The organism is Tardiphaga sp. GW821-FHT12E02 (genome assembly GCF_058807155.1).
Map to the genome: position 1 here is coordinate 1,597,399 of NZ_JBXAQK010000001.1, position 24,164 is coordinate 1,621,562.

A 24,164-nucleotide genomic window follows, 5' to 3' on the forward strand; every position below is an offset into this window, starting at 1 on the left:
AAATCTCGCAATGATTCCGCCAAAGCCGTTTTGGGCTGTGCTTTGGGGAATTCGACATGAAACAGTTTCTGGTCGCCGCTTGTCTGGTGGCCTCCATCGCTGCGTCCGCTCAGGCCGCCGATCTGGCACCACGGCCCTATACGAAGGCGCCGGCCTATGTCGCGCCTATCTATAACTGGACCGGCTTTTATGCGGGCGCGAATGTCGGCTACGGCTGGGGCGGCCGCAGCGGCAATGTCACGGGCAATAGCGCTAATCTCAATGGCTCCGTGGGCCCGCTGGAATTCTACACCGACGCTTTCGGCAACAAACATGACGGTGTGTTCGGCGGTGGCCAGATCGGCTACAATTATCAAGTGAGCCAATATGTGTTCGGTTTGGAAACCGATATTCAGTGGGCCGATCAGCGCAGCAATACGTTCCTGTCGCGACCGACGCCATTTCTCGGTAACTCATTTCTTGCTGATCACACGCAGTCAGCATCCGATCGTGTGAAGTGGTTCGGCACGGTGCGTGCCCGCGCCGGCTTCACGCCGGTCTCCACTTTGCTGCTCTATGTCACCGGTGGTCTGGCCTATGGCGAAACCGAGAGCAGTGTCACCAATACGTTCCCTGCCTTGCCGAACGTGTTCCCCATCGTGACCGGGCGACCGGCTTACGCCAATGCGGGATCGGTGAGCGGCACCAGTGTCGGCTGGGCCGCAGGCGCCGGCGCGGAATGGATGTTTGCCGCCAACTGGTCGGTGAAAGCGGAGTACCTGCATGTCGATCTCGGCAGCACCAGCCTCACTCTGGTCGATCGCTTCGATCCGACCACTTTCCAGACCTATGGATTCCGGCACCAGCAGGACACGGTGCGCGTCGGCATCAATTACAAGTTTGGCGGCTAGGCGGTCCTAGAAAGCCAGTCGCGCGGTTCTGAAATTCCCTTGGGGCTGGCAGCGATGCCGGCCCTGTTTGCTTGTGGACCGTCCTTTCTGGCGCTGCACCGAACCTCGTCCCGATAGCAAGACCCGTTGCCAGCCGGGGTGTTGGCGGCTAAACGGCTCACATTCAAAAATGTGCGGCCAAAGGTCGCTGCGAACATTAGGCTACTGGGAGCGAACAATGAGCCAGACCACCATCGGCACGCGTGCAGAGCAGAGCGCGAAGACCGATCTCGAAACATCGACCATCCGTGCCATCTCATGGCGGTTGATCCCGTTTCTGATCCTGGCTTACTTCCTCGCCTATCTCGACCGCGTCAATCTCGGCTTCGCCGCGCTGACCATGAACGCCGATCTGAACTTCTCGCCCACGGTGTTCGCCTGGGGCGCCGGTATCTTCTTCATCGGCTATTTCATCTTTGAGGTGCCCAGCAATATCGCGCTGGAAAAATTCGGCGCCAGCCGCTGGATCGCGCGCATCATGGTGAGCTGGGGCATCATCTCGGCGCTGATGGCGATCGTCAGCGGCTCCACCAGCTTCTATGTGCTGCGCTTCCTGCTCGGCGTCGCCGAAGCCGGCTTCTTCCCCGGCATCATTCTGTATCTGACCTACTGGTATCCGGCCGAGTATCGCGCCCGCTTCCTCGCGGCCTTCGCCATTGCCGTGCCGGTCTCCACCGTGATCGGCGCGCCGATCTCCGGCATGCTGCTCGGGCTCGATGGCATGATGGGCCTGAAGGGCTGGCAGTGGCTGTTCATCATCGAGGGCATTCCTTCGGTGCTGCTTGGCATCGTCACCTGGTTCTATCTCACCGATAAACCGGCCAAGGCGGACTGGCTGACGCCGGACCAGAAGATGTGGCTGGCGGACAAGCTGGAGAGCGAGCGCACCGTCAAGGAAAGCGCGCATGGCATGTCGCTCGGCCAGGCGCTGACCTCGCCAAAAGTGCTGATGCTCAGCGTGATCTATTTCGGCTTTGTCGCAGCACTCTATGGTATGCAGTTCTGGCTGCCGCAGATCGTCAAAGCCTTCGGCTTCACCAATGTGCAGACCGGCTTCGTCACGGCGATCCCCTATGCCTTCGGCTCCGTCGCGATGATCCTGTGGGCGCGCCATTCGGATCGGACGCACGAACGCGTCTGGCACGTAGGCCTGCCGTTGCTGCTGATCGCCGTGGCGCTCGCCGCGTCGGGTGTCGTCACCAATCCTACGGTGACCATGGTCATGCTGACGGTCGCCGCCATCGGCGTGTTCTGCACCTTCGCACTGTTCTGGACGCTGCCGACGGCATGGCTCAGCGGCACCGCTGCGGCCGGTGCCATCGCCATGATCAATTCCATCGGCAATCTTGCAGGCTTTGGCGGGCCGTATCTGATCGGTTTCGTGAAGGAAGCCACCGGCAGCACCTCGACAGGGCTTCTCGTGCTGGCGGCGATGCCGCTGATCGCGGGCATCCTTGTGCTGGCCGGCAATCACGGCACGGCGACGGAATTCGCTGCTGCCGGCAAGGCACCCCAGCCGGGCAAGTAATTCGCCTGTGCTTTCAGTCTGTTCGAAACGCCGGGGCGCTCTGCTCCGGCGTTTTTCATTGCGCGATCGTACAGAGATGATGGCGAGTTTGTGATCAATGACGAATATTGACAATCGTCAGTGATCATCCTTAGTTTGACTTACGTCATTCAAAGGAAACTCCCATGTTCCGCGCTTCTCTGTCCGGCGTCATCCGTAAACCGGCCGTCGCAGCCTTGCTGCTGGTCCCAGCGCTCGGTCTGGCCGGTTGCGGCAAGAAGACCGAGGCCGAAGCGAAGCCGACGCGGCCGGTTCTGGTCACCACCGTGCAGTACCAGCCGGAATCGCCGTCACGCAGTTTCGTCGGCACCATCCGGCCCCGCATCGAGACCGATATCGGCTTCCGCGTCACCGGTAAGGTCGCCAAGCGCCTCGTCGAGGTCGGACAGACCGTCCAGATCGGCCAGCCGCTCGGCACCCTGGATGAAGTCGATCTGAAGCTGCAGGCCGAGCAGGCCGCCGCCGAACTCAGCGCCGCGACCGGTGTGCTGGCCCAGGCCAGCGCCGCCGAGGGGCGGGCCAATGAGTTGAAGATCAAGGGCTGGGCCACCCAGGCGCAACTCGATCAGGCCAAGGCTTCCGGTGACGAGGCCCGCGCCCGCCTCAACCGCGCCGAACGCCAGGTCGAGCTCACCAAGAACAGCCTCTCCTACGCGACGCTTGTCGCCGACACCGCCGGTGTGGTCACCGCCACCCTGATCGACCCCGGCCAGGTCATCTCTGCCGGCCAGGCCGCGATCCGTGTCGCGCGCTTTGCCGAGAAGGAAGCCGTGATCGCCATTCCGGAAACGCTGGTCGGCCGCGCCAAGGATGGCAATGCCACCGTCAATCTGTGGTCGGAGCCCGGCAAGACCTATCAGGCCAAGCTGCGCGAGATCGCCCCGAATGCCGATATGGCCACGCGGACTTATCTGGCCAAATTCTCGCTGCCCGAAGCCGACGACAAGGTCGCGCTTGGCATGACCGCGACGCTGACGCTCGCGGATCCGAAGACCGAGCGCATCGCGCGCGTCCCGTTGTCTGCCCTTTTCAGCCAGGGCAACCAGTCCTCGCTCTACACCGTGAATGACAGCGGCGACATCACGCTGCGTCCGGTCAAGGTGAAGACCTATGAAAGCGCCGACGCGATCATCACCGGCGGTGTCGATGACGGCGCCAAGGTCGTCACGCTCGGCGTGCAGAAACTCGATCCCGCGCAAAAGGTGCGCGTGGTCTCGGCCCTGTCGTTCTAAGCAAACATAAAAGGACGAAGCCGATGCATCGCTTCAACCTCTCGGCCTGGGCCGTTGCGCATCCCACTTTGATCCTGTTCATGATCATTGCGCTGGGCTTTGCCGGCTTCTTCTCCTACGAAAAGCTCGGCCGCGCCGAAGATCCGTTCTTCACCGTCAAGGTGGTGAACGTCACTGCGATCTGGCCGGGCGCGACCGCCAAGGAGATGCAGGAGCAGGTCGCAGATCCCATCGAAAAGAAGATGCAGGAGCTGCCTTACTTCGACAAGGTCCAGACCTATTCGAAGCCGTCCTTTACCGCACTGCAGGTGTCGTTCAAGGACAACGCGCCGCCGAAGGATGTGCCGTATCTCTTCTATCTGCTGCGCAAGAAGCTTGCGGACGTGCAGGGCAGCCTGCCGACGGGCCTGATCGGTCCCACCGTCAATGACGAATTCAGCGACGTCGATTCCATCCTCTACATGATGACCGGCGACGGCGCCGACTTCGCGCAGATGAAGAAAGTCGCGGAAGGCCTGCGCCAGCGCCTGCTCAAGGTCGATGGCGTCACCAAGGTCAATCTCTATGGCACCCAGGACGAGCGCATCTTCGTCGAGTTCTCGCACGCCAAACTGGCGACGCTCGGCATCACCACGCAGGCGCTGTTCGACTCCCTTGCCAAGCAGAATTCCATCACGCCCGCCGGCACCGTCGAGACCTCGTCGCAGCGGGTGCCGTTGCGCGTCACCGGCGCGCTAGATGGCGTCAAGGCTGTCGCCTCGACTCCGGTGGAGAGCAATGGCCGCACCTTCCGTCTGGGCGACATCGCCAATGTGACCCATGGCTTCGTCGATCCGCCGGATTTCCAGATCCAGCAAAAGGGCAAGCCGGCGCTCGGCATCGGCGTTGTCACCGCCAAGGGCGCCAACATTCTCCAGCTCGGCGAGAATGTGAAGAAGGCCGCCGACAGCTTTATGGCCGCCGTGCCGCAGGGCATCGAGATCGAGCAGATCGCCGATCAGCCACATGTTGTTGAGGAAGCGGTCGGCGAATTCACGCGCTCTTTCGTCGAGGCGCTGGCCATCGTGCTGTTCGTGAGCTTCCTCGCGCTCGGCTGGCGCACCGGTATCGTCGTGGCGCTGTCGGTGCCACTGGTGCTCGGCATCGTCTTCATGGTGATGAATGCGATCTCGCTCGATCTGCACCGCATCTCGCTCGGTGCGCTGATCATCTCGCTCGGCCTGCTCGTCGATGACGCCATCATTGCAGTCGAAATGATGGTGGTGAAGATGGAGCAGGGCTGGGACCGCGTGCGCGCGGCGTCCTTCGCCTGGGAATCCACCGCCTTCCCGATGCTCACCGGCACGCTGGTGACGGCCGCTGGCTTCCTGCCCATCGGGTTCGCCAATTCAGCGGTCGGTGAATATGCCGGCAGCATCTTCTGGGTCGTTGCCATTTCGCTGGTGGCGTCGTGGTTCGTGGCCGTGATCTTCACGCCCTATATCGGCGTCAAGCTGTTGCCGAACATGGCGGCCCATGGTGCCGCGCATCACGATCCGCATGCGATCTACGAAACGCGCATGTATCGCATTCTGCGAAGCGTGGTGCAGTGGTGCGTGAACCATCGCATCAAGGTTGTCGTCGCGACTGTCGGCATTTTCTTTGCCTCGGTGGTCGGCTTCGGTCATGTCCAGCAGCAGTTCTTCCCGCTGTCCGAACGGCCCGAACTGTTCTTCCAGCTGCGTCTGCCGGAAGGCACCGCCTTCGACGTCACCAAGAAGTCGGTGCAGAAGGCGGAGACGCTGCTCAAGGACGACAAGGACATCGCCACCTATACGTCCTATGTCGGCCGCGGCTCGCCGCGCTTCTGGCTCGGCCTCAATCCGCAATTGCCCAATGAGGCCTTCGCCGAGATCGTGATCGTCTCGAAGAATGTCGAGGCGCGCGAGCGCATCAAGACCAAGATCGAGAAGGCGGTGGCGGACGGCCAGCTCAGCGAGGCCCGCGTGCGCGTCGATCGCTTCAATTTCGGCCCGCCGGTCGGCTTCCCCGTCCAGTTCCGCGTGATCGGCCCGGACACCGCGAAGGTGCGCGATATCGCCTACAAGGTGCGCGACGTCATGCGCGCCAATCCGAACATCATGGAGGCGCAGCTCGATTGGAACGAGCAGTCGCCTTACCTCAAGCTCGTCGTCGATCAGGACCGCGCCCGCGCGCTCGGTCTCACGCCGCAGGATGTCTCGCAGTCGCTGGCGCTGCTGATCTCCGGCACGACGGTCACCACCATCCGTGACGGTATCGAAAAGGTCGCCGTCGTCGCCCGTGCCGTGCCGTCGGAGCGTCTCGATCTCGGCAAGGTCGGCGATCTCACCATCATCGCACGCAATGGCGTTGCGGTGCCGCTGACCCAGGTGGCGAATATCGAATATTCGCATGAGGAGCCGATCCTGTGGCGGCGTAACCGCGACATGGCGATCACCGTGCGCAGCGACGTCGCCGATGGCGTGCAGCCGCCGGATGTCACCAACCAGATCTGGCCGCAGCTGCAGCAGATCCGCGACAATCTCGAACCGGCCTATCGCATCGAGATCGGCGGCGCGGTGGAGGAGAGCAACAAGGGCAATGCCTCAATCGCGCTGCTCTTCCCGCTGATGATGATCGTGATGCTGACGCTGCTGATGATCCAGCTGCAAAGCTTCTCGCGGCTCATCCTGGTGTTCCTGACGGCGCCGCTCGGCATCATCGGCGCGTCATTGGCGCTCAATGTCGCCGGCAAGCCGTTCGGCTTCGTCGCGCTGCTGGGCCTGATCGCGCTGGCCGGCATGATCATGCGCAACGCGGTCATTCTCGTCGATCAGATCGAGACCGACGTGGCGCATGGTCTGACCCGCGCCGAGGCGATCGTCGAGGCGACGGTGCGCCGTGCGCGTCCGGTGGTGCTCACTGCGCTGGCGGCGATCCTGGCGATGATTCCGCTGTCACGCTCGGCCTTCTGGGGCCCGATGGCGGTCACCATCATGGGCGGTCTGTTCGTCGCGACCTTCCTCACGCTGCTCTATCTGCCCGGCCTCTATGCGCTGTGGTTCAGGAAGAGCCTCGATGAGCGCGGTCCCGGTGAAGATACCGAGCATCATGCGCCGCAGCATCACGACAAACAGCTCGCCTTTCCGCTTGCCGCTGCTGCCGAATAAGAAGATAGCTTGCTCAAGATGACGCTTGTTTCCGACCATACCGAAACCGACGATATGCGCACCCGGATCGAGGTGACGGCTGAAAAGCTGTTCCGCGAACTGGGCTATCAGAAGACCACTGTCGCTGATATCGCGAAACTGCTGCGGATGTCGCCGGCCAATGTCTATCGCTTCTTCGACTCCAAGAAGTCGATCATTTCGGCCGTAGCCAGGCGGCTGATGGGGGAAGTCGAGGTTGCAGCAACGGCCATCGTGGCCAAGCCGCAGCCGGCATCACAACGGATGCGCGAGTTACTGGTCACGATCCACCAGATGAACACCGAGCGCTATGTCGGCGATGCGAAGCTGCATGAAATGGTGTCGATCGCCATGGAAGAGAGCTGGGACGTCTGCCTCGCCCATATCGAATGCGTGACCGGGGCCATCGGCCAGGTGATCGCCGATGGCGCCGCATCCGGCGAATTTCACGCACCGGATGTACCTCTGGCCGCCATGTGCGTCTGTGCGGCGATGATCCGCTATTTCCATCCCCAGATGATCGTCGAGGCTGCCGACAAGCCTGGTCCCTCCATCGACCAGATGGTCGACTTCGTCCTTGCCGGGCTGGCACCGCGGGGCTAGACCTCGAAGCGTCGGTCAATAAAGGGATATCCCGTGAGCGCTTTCGAACTTCACAGCTACGAGCCCCGCAACGGACATGGTCTGAAGCACGATCCCTTCAACGCCATCATCGCGCCGCGTCCGATCGGCTGGGTCTCGACCAAGGGCGCCGATGGCCGCGTCAATCTCGCGCCCTACAGCTTTTTCAACGGCTTCAACTACAAGCCGCCGCTGATCGGCTTCTCCAGCATGGGCATCAAGCACTCCACCCGCAACGCGCAGGAAACCGGCGAATTCGTCTGGAATCTGGCAACCATTGATCTGGCTCAGCAGATGAACGCCACGGCCGCCCATGTCGATGCGGATGTGAACGAATTCGAGGTGGCCGGCCTCACCCCGGTGCCCAGTACGCTGGTGAGCGTTCCGCGCGTCGGCGAGGCGCGTGTCTCCTTCGAATGCAAGGTCACCGAGATCATCGAGCTGAAGCGTGCCGATGGCCAGTCCGCCAATGCCTTCCTCACCATGGGCGAAGTGGTGGCGGTCCATATCGACAAGACCCTGATCGTGGATGGCGTGTACCGCACGGCCCTGGCCAGCCCGATCGTCCGCGCCGGCCGCCAGGGCGATTATTTCACGGTCCAGGACAAGGACCTGTTTGAGATGATCCGGCCGGATTGACACTCGGTGTCGTCCCCGCGAAAGCGGGGACCCATACCCTCCGAAGATCTGATCGAAACGCTGTCGTCGCCACCTGAACCGATAACTGTGCCGACGGTGTCTATGGGTCCCCGCCTTCGCGGGGACGACCGGTCGCGCGACCTCCTGCCACGCAGCCTCCATTCGCCATGATGGAACCGATGCGGTATCCTCACCGTTATCGATGGCTCAATGCTGGCCAATTTCGCTTAAATTTCAATGCGAAAGCTAAGCTGAATCCAACGCCGTCCCGCTAGAGCGAATGCCCTTGAGTGGCCCGTCTTCCGCCCGGAAGCCCGGCCGCGCCGATGAAGAGGACTTCCCATGAGCTCCCCAAGCCTGCGCAAGGACTACCTCACCAGGCCGATCTTCGGCTGGGCCAAGGGCGTGCTGCCGACGATGTCGGACACCGAGCGCGAGGCGCTGGAGGCCGGCGACGTCTGGTGGGATGCGGATCTGTTCACCGGCAATCCCGATTGGGACAAGCTGCTCACGGTGGCGCCTGCCACGCTGACGGCGGAAGAGCAGGCCTTCATGACCGGGCCTGTCGATCGTCTCTGCGAGATGATCGATGACTGGAAGATCAATTGGGAGTTGCGCGACCTGCCACCGGAGGTCTGGGATTTCATCAAGCGCGAAAAATTCTTCGGCATGATCATCCCAAAGGAATTTGGCGGTCTCGGCTTCTCGCCCTATGCCCATTCGGAAGTGGTGCGCAAGATTTCGTCGCGCTCGGTGGTCGCTGCCGTCACCGTAATGGTGCCTAATTCATTGGGCCCCGGCGAACTGCTGATGAAATTCGGCACCGACGAACAGCGCCAGCGCTGGCTGCCGCGTCTCGCCGACGGCCGCGACATTCCCTGCTTCGGTCTCACCAGTCCGGAAGCCGGCTCCGATGCCGCGTCGATGATCGACAGCGGCATCATCTGCAAGGGCACCTTTGACGGCCAGGACGTGCTCGGCCTGCGCCTCAATTGGCACAAGCGCTACATCACCCTCGGCCCCGTCGCGACGCTGATCGGTCTCGCTTTCAAGGCCTATGACCCCGATCATCTCGTCGGCGATCAGGACGAGCTCGGCATCACGGTCGCGCTGATCCCGCACGATCTTCCCGGCGTCGAGATCGGCAAGCGCCATTTGCCGTCGATGCAGGTGTTCCAGAACGGCCCGAACTGGGGCCGCGATGTCTTCATCCCGCTCGATTACATTATCGGCGGGCAGGAGCGGCTCGGGCAGGGCTGGAAGATGCTGATGTCGGCGCTCGCCGCTGGCCGCGGCATCTCGCTGCCGTCGCTCTCCGCGGCCGGCGCCGCTTATGCCGCGCGCACCACCGGCGCCTATGCCCGCATCCGCGAGCAATTCAACATCTCGATCTCGAAATTCGAAGGCATCGAGGAGCCGCTCGCCCGCATCGCCGGCACCGCCTATCTGCTCGACGCCGCGCGACGCCTGACATCGGCGGCGCTCAATCAGGGCCATCACCCCGCAGTCATCTCTGGCATCATGAAGCTGCATGCCACCGAGCGCATGCGCACTGTTATCGACGACGCCATGGACATCCACGCGGGCAAGGCCGTCATCGATGGCCCGCAGAATTACATGGGCAATCTCTATCGCGCGGTGCCGGTGGGCATCACGGTGGAGGGCGCCAATATCCTGACGCGTAATCTGATCGTGTTCGGGCAGGGCGCCATCCGCGCGCATCCCTATCTGCTACAGGAGATGAATGCCCTCAGCGATCCCGACAAGAAGAAGGGGCTCGACGCCTTCGACACCGCATTCTGGAAACATGTGGGCCATAGCGTCACCACGCTGTTCCGCGCCTGGGGCCGCAGCTGGACCGGCGGCGCTTTTGCGCCCGCGCCGGATGCGGGTGCCGCCACCCAGTTTTATCGCCAGCTGTCGCGCTATTCGTCGGCCTTCGCGCTCTGCGCCGACATGGCGCTGCTGACGCTGGGCGGCGCGCTGAAGCGCAAGGAGATGTTGTCGGCGCGCTTCGGCGATATTCTCTCCGAGCTCTATCTGCTCTCGGCCGCGCTGAAACGCTGGGAGGATGAAGGCCGCCAGCAGGATGATCTGCCGGCGCTCGAATGGTGCATGGCGACGGGCTTCAAGACCATCGAGAACCGCTTTGCTGAAATCCTCGCCAATCTGCCGAACCGCTTCGTTGCCGCGATCCTGAAATTCGTGGTGCAGCCGTTCGGTGCGTCGGTGCTCGGCCCGTCGGACCGCGTTGTGCATCGCTGCGCCCAGATGATTCTGGAGCCCTCGGCCACACGCGACCGGCTGACGCCGGACCTTGCGCATGTGGATGACGATCGCGGCCTGGCACGGCTGGAAAAGGCCTTCAAACTGGTGACATCCACTGACGATATTGCCAAACGCATCCGAACCGCGAAACTGAAGGACTGGAAGCAGGCCGTGGCGCAGGGTGTGATTACCCAAGCGGAAGGCGAGCGGCTGGAAGCTGCGCGCGAGGCCGCCAGACTGGTGATCGAGGTGGACGATTTCGCGCCGGAAGATCTGTCGCCACTGGCCAAGAAGTCGGACAACGTGCATCAGTTCTTCCAGGAACTTGGTGACCAGCGAGCAGCATCCTGATGGCAAGACCAGTCTATATCGTCGATGGCAGCCGGACGCCGTTCCTGAAGGCGCGCAGCGGGCCCGGCCCGTTCACGCCGGTTGATCTTGCTGTGCAATGTGGTCGCCCGCTATTGGCACGGCAGCCTTTTGCGGCGAACGCTTTCGATCAGGTCATCCTCGGCTGTGTTAATGTCATTGCGGACGAGATGAACCCTGCCCGTGTTGCTGCGCTCCGGCTCGGCATGGGCGAGCGCATGGTGGCCTTCACCGTGCAGATCAATTGCGGCTCCGGCATGCAGTCGATCGACACCGGCTATCGCTATATCCGCGAGGGCAACGCCGATCTCATTCTTGCCGGTGGCGCCGAAGCGCTCAGCCACGCGCCATTGGTCTGGCCGCAGAATGGCGTGCGCTGGTTTGCCGGCCTCGCAATGGCCAAGGGACCGCTTGCCAAGCTCGCTGCCTTTGCCAAGGCGCGGCCCGCTTATTTCAAGCCGGTGATCGGCCTCGAGCGCGGCCTCACCGATCCCATCACCGATCTCAATATGGGCCAGACCGCCGAGAAGGTCGGGCATCTGTTCGGCATCACGCGTTTGCAGGCCGATGCCTATGCCTCCGAGAGCCACAAGCGTCTTGCGCGTGCGCAGGAGAATGGCTGGCTGAAAGGCGAGGTCGAGACTGCCTTCGATCGCAAGGGCAAGTTCTACGATCACGACGATGGCGTGCGGCCGGATTCCTCGGCCGACAAGCTCGCGATGCTGAAGCCGGTCTTCGAGCGGCCATGGGGCCAGGTCACCGCCGGCAATTCCAGCCAGATCACCGATGGCGCGTCCTGGGTGATCCTCGCCTCCGAAGAAGCCGTGGTGAAACACAAGCTCACGCCCAAGGCTGTCATCCTCGATAGCCAGTGGTCGGCGCTCGATCCCTCGATCATGGGTCTCGGCCCCGTGCTGTCGTCGCATGACCTGCTCAAGCGCAACAACATGACCATTCACGACATCGAGACCTGGGAATTGAACGAAGCCTTCGCCACCCAGGTGCTTGGCTGCCTGGCCGCGTGGAAGGACGAGCAGTTCTGCCGCGAGGTGCTCGGTCTCGATGGCGCGGCCGGCGAAATCGACCGTGCCAAGCTGAATGTCGATGGCGGTGCTATCAGCCTTGGCCATCCCGTCGGCACGTCCGGCAACCGCATCGTGCTGCATCTCGTCAATGCCATGAAGCGGCTCGGCACCCGGCGCGGCATCGCCACCGAATGTATCGGTGGCGGGCTCGGTGGTGCGATGTTGATCGAGACGGTGTGAGGCGCGTCATGGACAGCAGAATTTTGGACGCCCTCAAGGACCGTGCGCTCGAACTCGGGCCTACTCCTGACACGAGCGACACCTATCGCAATTTCAAGCTGACCCGCGATGCCGATGGCGTGGCGTGGCTTCTGTTTGACCGAGCAGAGTCCAGCGCGAATACGCTATCAGAAGAAGTACTGCTGGAATTCGACATGGTGCTGACGGCGCTGGAAACCCAGCGTCCCACCGGCATCGTCATCCGCTCGGCAAAGATGTCGGGCTTCATCGCCGGCGCCGACATCAATGAATTCCGCGGCAGCGATGCCGGCGCCATCGAGGCCCAGATCGCGCGTGCGCATGCCGTGGTCGATCGCCTCGAGGCGTTGAAGATCCCGACGGTCGCCGTCATCCACGGCTTCTGTCTCGGCGGCGGTCTCGAAATCGCACTGGCATGCCAGATGCGCATCGCCATCGATGGCGCGCGCTTCGGCTTCCCCGAAGTAATGCTCGGTTTGCATCCCGGCCTTGGCGGCACCGCACGCTTCACGCATCTGGTCTCGCCGCTGCAGGCGATGCCGATGATGCTCACCGGCAAGACCATCGATGCCCGCAAGGCGAAAGCCATCGGCCTCGTCGATGCCGTCACCGAAGAACGCCATGTCCGCAATGCGGTGAAGGAAGCCGTGTTCGGCCGCCTCAAGCGGGCAAAGCCGTCGCCGCTGATCCCGCTGCTGAACTTCTCTCCGGTGCGCGGCATTCTCGCCTCGCGCATGGTGGCGGAGGCTGCCAAGCAGGCGCCGCGAGAACATTATCCCGCGCCTTACGCGCTGATCGATCTGTGGGAAAAACATGGCGGCGACCGTGCCGCGATGCTCAAGGCCGAGCAGGGCTCTTTCGCCCGGCTGATGGTGACGACCACCGCGCAGAATCTGATCCGCGTGTTCTTCCTGCGCGAGACGATGAAGAAGCTCGCCGGTGAGGGCGATGGTGGCATCAACCATGTCCATGTCATCGGCGCCGGCGCCATGGGTGGCGATATCGCGGCCTGGTGCGCGCATCAGGGCCTGCGCGTCACACTTGCCGACATGAAGGCGGAGCCGCTCGCCAGCGCCATCAAGCGCGCTGCCGATCTCTATGCGAAGATCATCCGCAAGCGCACCGATCAGCGCGATACACTGGATCGCCTGATCCCGGATCTCGACGGCGAGGGCGTGCGTGGCGCCGATCTCATCATCGAGGCGGTGTCCGAGAAGCTCGAGCTCAAGCAGAAGGTCTATGCCGCGCTCGAGCCGCGCATGAAACCGGATGCGATTCTCGCCACCAATACGTCGAGCATTCCGCTGCAGGACCTGCGATCGTCGCTGGCCCATCCCGGCCGCTTCCTCGGCCTGCATTTCTTCAATCCGGTGTCGCGGCTGCAACTGGTCGAGGTCGTCAGCCATGACGGCGTTGATCAGGACGTGCTGAAGCGCGCCACGGCTTTTGTCGGCGCCATCGATCGCCTGCCGCTGCCGGTGAAGTCGTCGCCGGGCTTCCTGGTCAATCGTGCACTCACGCCCTACATGCTGGAAGCGATGATGCTGCTCGACGAGAAGGTCGAGAAGGAAACCATCGACGCCGCCGCCGAACAATTCGGCATGCCCATGGGCCCGATCGAACTGGCCGATCAGGTCGGCCTCGATATCTGCATGGCCGTCGGCGACATGCTGCGCTCGAAATTCGGCGACCTGCTGCCGCCGACTCCCGCCTGGTTGCGCGAGAAGGTCAATCGCGGCGAACTCGGCAAGAAGACCGGCAAGGGCTTCTATACGTGGCGCGACGGCAAGGCCGAGAAGAGCTCGGCCGCTGCCGCTACCGCACGGCCGTCGCAGGAGATGATCGACCGTCTGGTGCTGCCGATCTCCAATGTCTGCGTCGCCTGCCTGCGGGAAGGCATCGTGGACGATCCCGATGTGGTCGATGGCGCCATGATCTTCGGCACCGGCTACGCCCCGTTCCGCGGCGGCCCTCTAAACTATGCCCGCTCGCGTGGCCCCGATAATGTCGCCGCCACGCTGCGCACGCTGGCCGCGAAATACGGCGACCGTTTCGCGCCGGACGAGGGCTGGGACACCTTCTCCTAATGACTCAACTTCAGGCACTCACTGCTCATGACTGAATCAACGAATCAGCCCGCCACCGGTCTCGGCACCGAACCCACCGGCGACCTGACCATCCGCACCGTCGCGATGCCGGCGGACACCAATGCCAATGGCGATATTTTCGGCGGCTGGCTGCTCAGCCAGATGGACCTTGGCGGCGGCATGGCAGCAGCCAAGGTCGCCAAGACCCGCACCGTTACGGTCGCGATCGAGGCGATGACCTTCCGCAAGGCCGTGCATGTGGGCGATGTCGTCTCCGTGCATGCCAATCTCGTGCGCATGGGCCGCACATCATTGACGCTGCATATCGAGGCCTGGGTGCTTCGCCGCAACGAAAGCGCCCCGATCCTGGTCACCGACGGCAATTTCACCTTCGTGTCCATCGACGAAAACGGCCGTCCGCAGGTGATCCAGAAGCCGGATGCGACGATTACGGCATAGGAATTCTAAAGAGCGCCGGGAACGATTTACCACCGTCCCGGTTAGTGGCCCGGAATATGCAAAGCGTATTCGCGAAACGGCGTATCGCGAAAGGGGCCGCCATGTCAGACACCTATATTATCGAAGTCTCGTCGCAGGCAGCCGGCATCGTGGTTCGCGATCCCGGCGGTTTTCGCTTTTTTGCCGCGTCTCACAAGTTCAACGGGATGGATGGCCAGATTTTCCGCAATGCGCGTGAGGCCGAGCGGGCTGCATTCCAGTTCGCTCAGGGCACGCCGGTCGCGGCGACAGCTGCGTAAGCACTGAACAGAGTTGTTATAACTCCGTCATGGCCGGGCCTGTCCCGGCCATCCACGCCTTCCTGCGACTGCCGCCAAGACGTGCGTGCCCGGGTATGACGAGCCAAGTTGACCCGCATCGCCAACATCACCACCATGGAATCATTCCATGAGGTGCTGATGTGACTGCCGGGCTTCCCCATCGCCAATCCGAAATTCTCAATCACGCCCGCGCCTTTGGCCGCGTGATGGTTGATGACCTGGTCCGCCGTTTCGAAGTCTCGGCTCAGACCATCCGCAAGGACCTCAACGATCTCTGCGACCAGCGGCTGCTGACGCGTATCCATGGCGGCGCCATCGTCGCCTCGGGCACGGAAAATCTTGCTTATGAAGCCCGCCGCTTCGTCGCTGCCGATGAAAAGAAGGCGATCGGTGCTGCCGCTGCGGCCGAGATTCCCAACGGCTCGTCGCTCTTTATCAATATCGGCACCACCACCGAGGAAGTCGCGGCGGCCCTGACCGATCACGAGAACCTGCTGGTCATCACCAACAATCTCAATGTGGCGATGATGCTGTACCGCCATCCGCATATCGAGGTGATCGTCGCCGGCGGCACGGTGCGCCGCGCAGATGGCGCGGTGATCGGCTCGACAGCCATCAAGCTGATCGGCCAGTTCAAGGTCGATTACGCCATCATCGGCGCCTCGGCGATCGACGAGGAGGGTGCGCTGCTCGATTTCGACTATCGCGAGGTGCAGGCGGCGCAGGCGATCATCGCAAATGCCCGCAGCGTCATGCTGGTCTGCGACAGCACAAAGCTGCGCCGCAGCGCCGCGGTGCGCATCGCGCATGTCAGCCAGATCCACACGTTCGTGACCGATACGGCTCTGCCGCCGGCGTTGCAGGAGATCTGCAGGAGCCGGGGGGTGAAGGTGATTGAGGCGCTGCCGGGCGCCGAGGATGAGGAGGCTTAACCTCTCCCCGCTCTGCGCGGGGAGAGGTCGCCGCGTCTTCGCGGCGGGTGAGGGGCGGGGCACACGGCCTGCCCAGACATGCCGGTCTCGCCCAGAGTTATTGCCCAAGATGTGGAAAGGCCGTGCCTGGCCCCTCACCCGATCGGCTCCGCTGCGCTCCGCCGCTCGACCTCTCCCCGCGCAGAGCGGGGAGAGGTTACGCGCGCCGTGGCGACGTGCGGAGACTTGTCTACAACCTCCAATCCCCATTGCTTTCGTTTTAACTTGTGATTTAATCCGAAACGAAAGCCAAATCGCTGAAAGCGAAGGTGGCGCGTCCATGTGAGGCGCCAGACTGTTGGCGCAGAGGGGAAGCCGGGTGGGTCAGATCTACGACCTCGCAATCATTGGTGGCGGTGTGAACGGTTGCGGGATCGCCCGCGATGCGGTCGGCCGCGGCAATTCCGTGTTTCTCTGCGAGATGAAGGATCTGGCCTCGGGCACCTCGAGCTGGTCCACCAAGCTGATCCATGGCGGCCTGCGCTATCTCGAATATTACGATTTCAAGCTGGTCCGCCACGCGCTGCTGGAGCGCGAGGTGTTGTGGGCGATTGCGCCGCATATCATCCGCCCGCTGCGCTTCGTGCTGCCGCATCACGCAGGTCTGCGGCCGGCCTGGCTGCTGCGCCTGGGCCTGTTCCTCTACGACCATATCGGCGGCCGCAAATTGCTGCCGGCCACGCGCACGCTCGATCTCGACAAGGACGAGACCGGAAAGCCGCTGACCCCCGGCCGCTTCCATCGCGGCTTTGAATATTCCGATTGCTTCGTCGACGACGCCCGCCTGGTCGTCCTCACCGCCCGCGATGCCGCCGATCGCGGCGCCGATATCCGTACCCGCTGCCGCGCTGTGGAGATCCGTCAGGCCGATGGCATCTGGCAGGTCACCGTCGAGAACGTGCTCACCCATGAGCGCGAGACCATCAGCGCGCGCACGCTGGTCAATGCCGGCGGGCCGTGGGTGGAGAATGTGCTGGCAACAGGCGCCGGGGTGAACGCAAAAGCGAAGGTGCGGCTTGTGCAGGGCTCGCACATCATCGTGCCGAAGCTTTATGCGCATGATCGCGCCTACATCTTCCAGAATGCCGATGGCCGCATCGTCTTCGCGATCCCGTATCAGAACGACTTTACGCTGATCGGCACCACCGATGTTGACTACCACGGCGATCCCGCCGACGTGAAAATCACGCCGGACGAGATCGCCTATCTCTGCAGCTCGGTCAGCGAATATTTCGCCAGGCCCGTGCTCGCCGATGATGTGGTCTGGACCTATGCCGGCGTGCGCCCGCTCTATGACGACGGCGCCAGCGATGCCAAGGCCGCGACGCGCGATTACGTGCTCGAACTCGATCTGCCCGGCGGCACGCCGCTGCTCTCGATCTATGGCGGCAAGATCACCACCTATCGCCGTCTCGCCGAGGAAGCGCTGGAAAAGCTCGCGCCTTACCTCAAGGGCACGAAGGCCAAAGAAGGCTGGACGGCGCATGCGGCGCTGCCCGGCGGCGATTTTGATGTCTCGTCGGTGGAAGCGCTGACGGCCGAAATTCGCCGCGATTATCCATTTCTGAGTGCTGCGCATGCGAACCGTCTCGTCCATGCTTACGGCACCCGTGCTGCAAAGCTTCTCGCGCATGCGAAGTCTGCCGCCGATCTCGGCCGCGACTTCGGCGCCACATTGACCGAGCGCGAGGTGCGCTATCTGATGGCCCATGAATGGGCCGTGAGCGCCGAGGACATTGTCTGGCGGCGCTCCAAGCTCGGCCTGCGATTGTCAGGGGAGGAGATCGTGGCGCTCGACGCATGGCTCTCTGCGAACCGAGATGACAGCGTCGCCGCACAGGCGGAGGCGCGTCCATGAGTGTAACGCTCGATCACGTCTCGCAGATGGTGGATGGCATCACGACCATCCGCGATGTCTCGCTCACTTTGGAGCGCGGCAGCCTCAGCGTGCTGCTCGGGCCGACACTGGCCGGCAAGACCTCGATCATGCGTCTGCTCGCCGGCCTCGACAAGCCCGCCCAGGGCCGCGTGCTGGTGGACGGCAAGGACGTCACCGGCATCGACATCCGCAAGCGTTCGGTGGCGATGGTCTATCAGCAGTTCATCAACTACCCCTCGCTCACCGTCTATGAGAACATCGCCTCGCCGCTGCGCGTGCAGGGCAAACCGAAAGCCGAGATCGAGCCGCGCGTACGTGAGGCCGCGGCGCTGCTCAAGCTCGAGCCGTATCTGAAGCGCACGCCGCTGCAGCTCTCCGGTGGCCAGCAGCAGCGCACCGCGATTGCGCGTGCGCTGGTGAAGGGCGCCGATCTCGTTCTGCTCGACGAGCCGCTCGCCAATCTCGATTACAAGCTCCGCGAAGAGCTGCGCACTGAACTGCCAAAGATCTTCGAGGCCTCCGGCGCGATCTTCGTCTATGCGACCACGGAACCGTCCGAAGCGCTGCTGCTTGGCGGCAGCACACTGTGCCTGTGGGAAGGCAAGGTGTTGCAGCATGGCGTGACCTCAAAGGTCTATCGTCATCCGGAAACGCTGAAGGTCGCCGAGGTGTTTTCCGATCCGCCGCTCAATCTGGTCGCGATCGAGAAGAAGGACGGACAGGTGCATTACGCCGGCGGCGCCAATGCGCCGGCCGCCGGCCTTTATGCGTCGCTCGCTGACGGCGCCTATCGCGTCGGGTTTCGCGCGCATCAGCTCGAAGTCGCCAATGGCATTGCCGGCCGTCACGCCTTTCCGGCCGAAGTCACGGTCACCGAAATCACCGGCTCGGAGAGCTTTGTGCATCTGAAGCGCGATGCGTCGAACTGGGTGGCCGTGCTGCAGGGCGTGCATGAATTCCAGCCCGGCCACATGCTCGACGCCGTGCTCGATCCCGCCAATCTGTTTGTCTTCGACGGCAGCGACCGTTTGGTCGCCGCTCCCGGCATGGCGAAGGGAGCGTAACATGGCCCGCATCGATCTCGTCGATCTCGCGCAATCCTATAGCGGCAACGATGCCGATCCGGAATCGTTTGCGCTGAAGCCGATCTCCATGACCTGGCGGCAGGGTGGCGCCTATGCGCTGCTCGGGCCATCGGGCTGCGGCAAGACCACGCTGCTCAACATGATCTCCGGCATCGTCACGCCGACCCGCGGCCAGATCCTGTTCGACGGCGTGGACATCACCCCGCTGCCAACCCAGAAGCGCAACATCGCGCAGGTGTTCCAGTTTCCGGTGATCTACGACACCATGACGGTGGGCGAGAATCTCGCTTTCCCGCTCAAAAACCGCGGCATGCCGAAGCCGCAGATCGATGCCCGCGTCGCCGAGATCGGCGAGCTGCTCGATCTCACGCCCTGGCTCAACCGCAAGGCGACGCGGCTGACGCCGGATGCCAAGCAGAAGATCTCGCTCGGCCGCGGGCTCGTTCGCAACGACGTCGCCGCCGTTCTGTTCGACGAGCCGCTGACGGTGATCGATCCCGCACTGAAATGGGAGCTGCGCTCGAAGCTGAAGGCGCTGCACCGCGCGCTCGATCTCACCATGATCTATGTGACCCATGACCAGACCGAGGCGCTGACCTTTGCCGATACGGTGGTCGTCATGCATGACGGCCGCGTCGTGCAATCCGGCACGCCGCAGGAATTGTTCGACAAGCCCGCGCATACCTTTGTCGGCTATTTCATCGGCTCGCCCGGCATGAACATCGTGCCGGCGGAAGTTAGCGGCCGGCAGGCGCGCATCGGGGGCCATGTCATCGGGCTGAACCGCAGCTATGACGAGCTGCCGCCGAACCAGAAGATCGAAATCGGCATCCGTCCCGAATTCGTCCATGTAGTGACACCGGCGCCGGAACTGCTCACCGCACAGATCGAGCGTATCGACGATCTCGGCCGCATCCGCTTCGCACGTGTCCGCATCGGCGGCGTCAAATTCGCGGCCCGCGTGCCCGATGGATTCTCGCCGGATGGTGATGATGTCGGGCTGGTGTTCGATCCCGCACGGGTGCACGTTTATGCCGACAGCCGCCTCATCGAAGGGGCCCAGTGATGGACAAGACCGTCAACAACAAGGCCTGGTTTCTCGTCCTGCCGGTGTTCCTCATCGTTGCCTTCTCGGCAATCCTGCCGCTGATGACGGTGGTGAACTATTCGGTGCAGGACACCTTCGGCAACAACCAGTTCTTCTGGAATGGCGTCGGCTGGTTCAAGGAATTGCTCGATCCGTCCAGCGATCTCGGTGGACGCTTCCTCGCCTCGCTCGGCCGCAACCTCCTGTTCTCCGCCATCATTCTCGCCATCGAAGTGCCGCTCGGCATTATCGTCGCCTTGTCGATGCCGCGCGATGGCTGGCGGGTGGCTGCCTGTCTCGTCATCCTCGCGCTGCCGCTGCTGATTCCATGGAATGTGGTCGGCACCATCTGGCAGATCTTTGGTCGCCCCGATATCGGCCTGCTTGGTTACACCCTTAATCACATGGGCTTCGACTACAATTACGTGTCGAACGAGTTCGATGCCTGGGCGACCGTCATCGTGATGGATGTCTGGCACTGGACCAGCCTTGTCGCGCTGCTGTGCTATGCCGGCCTGAAGTCGATTCCCGACGCCTACTACCAGGCGGCGCAGATCGATGGTGCCTCGCGCTGGGCGGTGTTCCGCGCCATCCAGCTGCCGAAGCTGAACCGCGTGCTGCTGATCGGCGTGCTGCTGCGCTTCATGGACAGTTTCATGATCTATACCGAGCCCTTCGTCGTCACCGGCGGTGGACCCGGCAATTCCACGACCTTCGTCTCCATCGAGCTCGTCAAGATCGCGCTCGGCCAGTTCGATCTCGGCAAGGCCGCGGCTCTGTCGCTGGTCTACAACATCATCGTGCTGATCGTCTGCTGGGTGTTCTACACCGTGATGACCAATGCCGGCACCGATCGCAAGGCGGAGGGCACGGCATGAACAATTCCATCCCCGGCCGTCGCATCATCCTGACGCTGTTTTTGATCTTCCTGCTGCTGCCGATCTATTGGCTGGTCAATATGAGCTTCAAGGAGAATGGCGAGATCGTCTCGACCATGACCCTGTGGCCGCACCGGCCGACGCTCGACAACTACATCCGCATTTTTACCGATGAGAGCTGGTATTCCGGCTATATCAATTCGCTGAAATACGTCGTCATCAACACCGTGTTGTCGATCAGTTTTGCGTTGCCGGCGGCCTATGCCTTCTCGCGCTATCGCTTCCTCGGCGACAAGCACCTGTTCTTCTGGCTGCTGTCGAACCGCATGGCCCCGCCGGCCGTGTTTGCATTGCCTTTCTTCAATCTCTATTCGGCGGTCGGCCTGTTCGATACGCCATGGGCGGTGGCGCTGGCGCATTGCCTGTTCAATGTGCCGCTGGCGGTGTGGATTCTCGAAGGCTTTGTCTCGGGCGTGCCGCGGGAGATCGACGAGACAGCCTTCCTCGATGGCTATTCGTTTCCAAAATTCTTCGTGAAAATCCTGATGCCGCTGATTGCTTCGGGCATCGGCGTCGCCGCGTTCTTCTGCTTCATGTTCTCCTGGGTCGAGCTTTTGCTCGCGCGCACGCTGACCTCGGTGAATGCCAAGCCGATCTCGGCGATCATGACGCGCACGGTGTCGGCCTCGGGGATGGATTGGGGGTTGCTGGCGGCAGCAGGCGTGCTCACCATCATCCCCGGCGCGCTCGTCATCTGGTTCGTCCGCAACTACATCGCGCGCGGTTTTGCGCTGGGACGGGTGTGATGATGAAGGCCACACACACCGCACTTTCGGTCACCTCTCCCCACCGGGGAGAGGTCGCGCGCTCTTGCGCGCGGGAGAGGGGGAGCCACAAACGCCGACCTCACGTGTGGCGCCCCCTCTCCCTAACCCTCCCCCCGGTGGGGGGAGGGGACCTTGCGGCGCGCTTGGTTTCTAAAGCGGCAAGAGCGGAGGCGTAAGATGGATCACATCGCCTGGATGGCCTGGACGCCGCCGACCGCGATCTTCTTTGCGGCCATCGCGCTCATGCTCGCAACCATGACCGTGCTCGCCGTGCGTTATCCCGAAGCCGAGCGCGTCGGCATTCTCCGCATTCCGACCACGCGCGGCGATCGCCTGTTCCTGTCGCTGATCGCGGCCGCTGTGATCCATCTCCTGTGGATCGCCTTCATCGGCTCCGATCCGGTCGCCACGCTGCCCATCGGCGAGGAAGGTTTTGAAGTCTCGAATCTCTGGTTCGCGACATTGATTTCGCTGGCCGCGGCGGTGGGAATTTTCCGCACCGTCTGACCAGTCTGGACTGCAGGCACGGGATAACCCGGCCTGAACATATGGGAGGAAGTTATGAGGCACCTGTCTAAGCAGGCCCGTCGTCCGACGCGCCACATCATGATGACCAGCGCCGCCGCGCTGATGGCCGCGAGCGCGCTGCTCGCCGTCCCCGCCAAGGCGGATGACGCCACGATCCAGAAGTGGATCGACAGCGAATTCCAGCCCTCGACGCTGTCGAAGGAAGAACAGCTCAAGGAGCTGCAGTGGTACGAAAAGGCGGCCGCCCCCTTCAAGGGCATGGAGATCAATGTCGTCTCCGAAACCATCACCACGCATGAATATGAATCGCGCACGCTCGCCAAAGCGTTTTCCGAGATCACCGGTATCAAGCTGAAGCATGACCTGATCCAGGAAGGCGACGTGGTCGAGAAGCTGCAGACGCAGATGCAGTCCGGCAAGAACGTCTATGACGGCTGGATTAACGACTCCGATCTGATCGGCACGCATTTCCGCTACGGCCAGACCATCCCGCTCACCGACTACATGAGTGGCGAAGGCAAGGATGTCACCAGCCCCTCGCTGGACATCAAGGATTTCATCGGCACGTCGTTCACGACAGGGCCGGATAAAAAGATGTATCAACTGCCCGACCAGCAGTTCGCCAATGTCTATTGGTTCCGGTATGACTGGTTCACCAATGCCGAGTACAAGTCCAAGTTCAAGGCCAAGTATGGCTACGATCTCGGCGTGCCGGTGAACTGGTCGGCCTATGAAGACATAGCCGAATTCTTCACCAACGACATCAAGACGATCGATGGCGTCAAGGTGTTCGGCCATATGGACTATGGCAAGAAGGACCCGTCGCTCGGCTGGCGCTTCACCGATGCGTGGCTCTCCATGGCCGGCAATGGCGACAAGGGCCTGCCGAATGGTCTGCCCGTCGATGAATGGGGCATCCGCATGGAAGGCTGCCGTCCGGTCGGCTCATCGATCGAGCGCGGCGGCGATACCAATGGTCCGGCGGCGGTCTATTCGATCGTGAAATATCTCGACTGGATGAAGAAATATGCTCCGCCGCAGGCGCAGGGCATGACCTTCTCGGAGTCGGGTCCGGTGCCGGCGCAAGGCAATGTCGCCCAGCAGATGTTCTGGTACACCGCCTTCACCGCCGACATGGTGAAGCCCGGCCTTCCGGTGATGAATGCGGATGGCACGCCGAAATGGCGCATGGCGCCGTCACCGCATGGTGCCTATTGGAAGGAAGGCATGAAGCTCGGCTACCAGGACGTGGGCTCGGGCACGCTGCTCAAGTCGACGCCGCCGGATCGCCGCAAGGCCGCCTGGCTCTACCTGCAGTTCATCACCTCGAAGTCGGTGTCGCTGAAGAAGAGCCATGTCGGTCTCACCTTCATCCGCGAAAGCGATATCTGGGACAAGTCGTTCACTGAACGTGCGCCAAAGCTTGGCGGTCTGATCGAGTTCTATCGCTCGCCGGCCCGCGTGCAGTGGTCGCCCACCGGCAACAACATCCCGGACTATCCGAAGCTGGCGCAGCTGTGGTGGCAGAACATCGGCGATGCCTCGTCCGGTGCGAAGACGCCGCAGCAGGCGATGGACTCGCTGGCCGCAGCCCAGGACTCGGTGCTGGAGCGTCTCGAGCGGTCGAAGGTGCAGGGCGAATGCGGTCCGAAGCTGAACAAGAAGGAGACCGCGGAGTTCTGGTACAACAAGTCCGCGAAGGACGGCAACATCGCGCCGCAGCGCAAGCTGGCGAATGAGAAGCCGAAGGGCGAGACGGTGGATTACGACACGCTGATCAAGTCGTGGCCCGCCACCCCGCCGCAGAAGCGCGCGTCGGCGAACTAGGCTCCATCCCTAACCTCTCCCCGCCTGCGGGGAGAGGTCGTCCGGCGAAGCCGGGCGGGTGAGGGGGCTCTTCCCTTGCTCCGTGCTTGCGGAGAGCCCCCTCATCCGTTGTCGCTTCGC

General features: G+C 62.6%; 19 protein-coding genes. All 19 read left to right on the forward strand.

Translation table 11 applies throughout. The annotated features are described in order from the left end of the window. Nucleotides 1-56: 56 nt before the first annotated feature. A complete protein-coding gene (locus tag AC1RQ5_RS07535; RefSeq protein ID WP_493197979.1) occupies nt 57-890 on the forward strand; it encodes an outer membrane protein in 834 nt (277 codons plus the stop codon). Nucleotides 891-1,107: 217 nt separating this feature from the next. Continuing rightward, nucleotides 1,108-2,457 (forward strand): MFS transporter, encoded by a 1,350-nt coding sequence (locus AC1RQ5_RS07540; protein ID WP_493197981.1) that lies wholly within the window; start codon nt 1,108-1,110, stop codon nt 2,455-2,457. A gap of 164 nt (nt 2,458-2,621) precedes the next feature. Next, nucleotides 2,622-3,728: an efflux RND transporter periplasmic adaptor subunit gene (locus AC1RQ5_RS07545; protein WP_493197983.1), complete on the forward strand. Its 1,107-nt coding sequence runs from the start codon at nt 2,622-2,624 to the stop codon at nt 3,726-3,728. 23 nt (nt 3,729-3,751) lie between these two features. Continuing rightward, entirely contained in the window at nt 3,752-6,898 is a 3,147-nt protein-coding gene (locus AC1RQ5_RS07550; protein WP_493197985.1) for an efflux RND transporter permease subunit, read from the forward strand. 18 nt (nt 6,899-6,916) lie between these two features. Continuing rightward, nucleotides 6,917-7,519, forward strand: a complete 603-nt coding sequence (locus AC1RQ5_RS07555; protein ID WP_398475555.1) for a TetR/AcrR family transcriptional regulator — start codon at nt 6,917-6,919, stop codon at nt 7,517-7,519. Between the two features lie 33 nt (nt 7,520-7,552). Next, a complete protein-coding gene (locus tag AC1RQ5_RS07560) occupies nt 7,553-8,176 on the forward strand; it encodes a flavin reductase family protein (RefSeq protein WP_493197987.1) in 624 nt (207 codons plus the stop codon). A 342-nt stretch (nt 8,177-8,518) separates the two neighbouring features. Continuing rightward, a complete protein-coding gene (locus tag AC1RQ5_RS07565) occupies nt 8,519-10,795 on the forward strand; it encodes an acyl-CoA dehydrogenase (protein WP_493197989.1) in 2,277 nt (758 codons plus the stop codon). Next, on the forward strand, nt 10,795-12,078 hold the full coding sequence (locus tag AC1RQ5_RS07570) for an acetyl-CoA C-acetyltransferase (RefSeq protein ID WP_493197991.1): 1,284 nt from the start codon (nt 10,795-10,797) through the stop codon (nt 12,076-12,078). The genes AC1RQ5_RS07565 and AC1RQ5_RS07570 overlap by 1 nt, the downstream gene beginning before the upstream one ends. An 8-nt stretch (nt 12,079-12,086) precedes the next feature. Next, the gene (locus AC1RQ5_RS07575; RefSeq protein WP_493197993.1) at nt 12,087-14,183 is read left to right on the forward strand and encodes a 3-hydroxyacyl-CoA dehydrogenase NAD-binding domain-containing protein; all 2,097 of its coding nucleotides are present in this window, start codon (nt 12,087-12,089) and stop codon (nt 14,181-14,183) included. Nucleotides 14,184-14,210: 27 nt separating this feature from the next. Beyond that, the gene (locus tag AC1RQ5_RS07580) at nt 14,211-14,642 is read left to right on the forward strand and encodes an acyl-CoA thioesterase (protein WP_398475565.1); all 432 of its coding nucleotides are present in this window, start codon (nt 14,211-14,213) and stop codon (nt 14,640-14,642) included. A gap of 101 nt (nt 14,643-14,743) precedes the next feature. Then, nucleotides 14,744-14,941 (forward strand): hypothetical protein, encoded by a 198-nt coding sequence (locus AC1RQ5_RS07585; protein ID WP_398475567.1) that lies wholly within the window; start codon nt 14,744-14,746, stop codon nt 14,939-14,941. Between the two features lie 161 nt (nt 14,942-15,102). After that, complete coding sequence (locus AC1RQ5_RS07590; protein ID WP_493197996.1) at nt 15,103-15,894, forward strand: DeoR/GlpR family DNA-binding transcription regulator; 792 nt, start codon at nt 15,103-15,105, stop codon at nt 15,892-15,894. A 358-nt stretch (nt 15,895-16,252) separates the two neighbouring features. Continuing rightward, complete coding sequence (glpD, locus tag AC1RQ5_RS07595) at nt 16,253-17,791, forward strand: glycerol-3-phosphate dehydrogenase (RefSeq protein ID WP_493197998.1); 1,539 nt, start codon at nt 16,253-16,255, stop codon at nt 17,789-17,791. Beyond that, nucleotides 17,788-18,876, forward strand: a complete 1,089-nt coding sequence (locus tag AC1RQ5_RS07600) for an ABC transporter ATP-binding protein (RefSeq protein WP_493198000.1) — start codon at nt 17,788-17,790, stop codon at nt 18,874-18,876. Before glpD ends, AC1RQ5_RS07600 begins: the two co-directional genes overlap by 4 nt. A gap of 1 nt (nt 18,877) precedes the next feature. Continuing rightward, nucleotides 18,878-19,963, forward strand: a complete 1,086-nt coding sequence (locus tag AC1RQ5_RS07605) for an ABC transporter ATP-binding protein (protein WP_493198002.1) — start codon at nt 18,878-18,880, stop codon at nt 19,961-19,963. Continuing rightward, nucleotides 19,963-20,862 carry a carbohydrate ABC transporter permease gene (locus tag AC1RQ5_RS07610; protein ID WP_493198004.1) on the forward strand — a complete coding sequence of 300 codons (900 nt, stop codon included), beginning with the start codon at nt 19,963-19,965 and terminating at the stop codon, nt 20,860-20,862. The genes AC1RQ5_RS07605 and AC1RQ5_RS07610 overlap by 1 nt, the downstream gene beginning before the upstream one ends. Continuing rightward, nucleotides 20,859-21,668 (forward strand): carbohydrate ABC transporter permease, encoded by an 810-nt coding sequence (locus tag AC1RQ5_RS07615; protein ID WP_398475580.1) that lies wholly within the window; start codon nt 20,859-20,861, stop codon nt 21,666-21,668. Before AC1RQ5_RS07610 ends, AC1RQ5_RS07615 begins: the two co-directional genes overlap by 4 nt. Before the next feature lie 198 nt (nt 21,669-21,866). After that, on the forward strand, nt 21,867-22,196 hold the full coding sequence (locus AC1RQ5_RS07620) for a DUF2160 domain-containing protein (protein WP_493198006.1): 330 nt from the start codon (nt 21,867-21,869) through the stop codon (nt 22,194-22,196). Between the two features lie 102 nt (nt 22,197-22,298). Then, on the forward strand, nt 22,299-24,044 hold the full coding sequence (locus AC1RQ5_RS07625) for an ABC transporter substrate-binding protein (protein ID WP_398475614.1): 1,746 nt from the start codon (nt 22,299-22,301) through the stop codon (nt 24,042-24,044). The last annotated feature ends 120 nt before the right edge of the window (nt 24,045-24,164 follow it).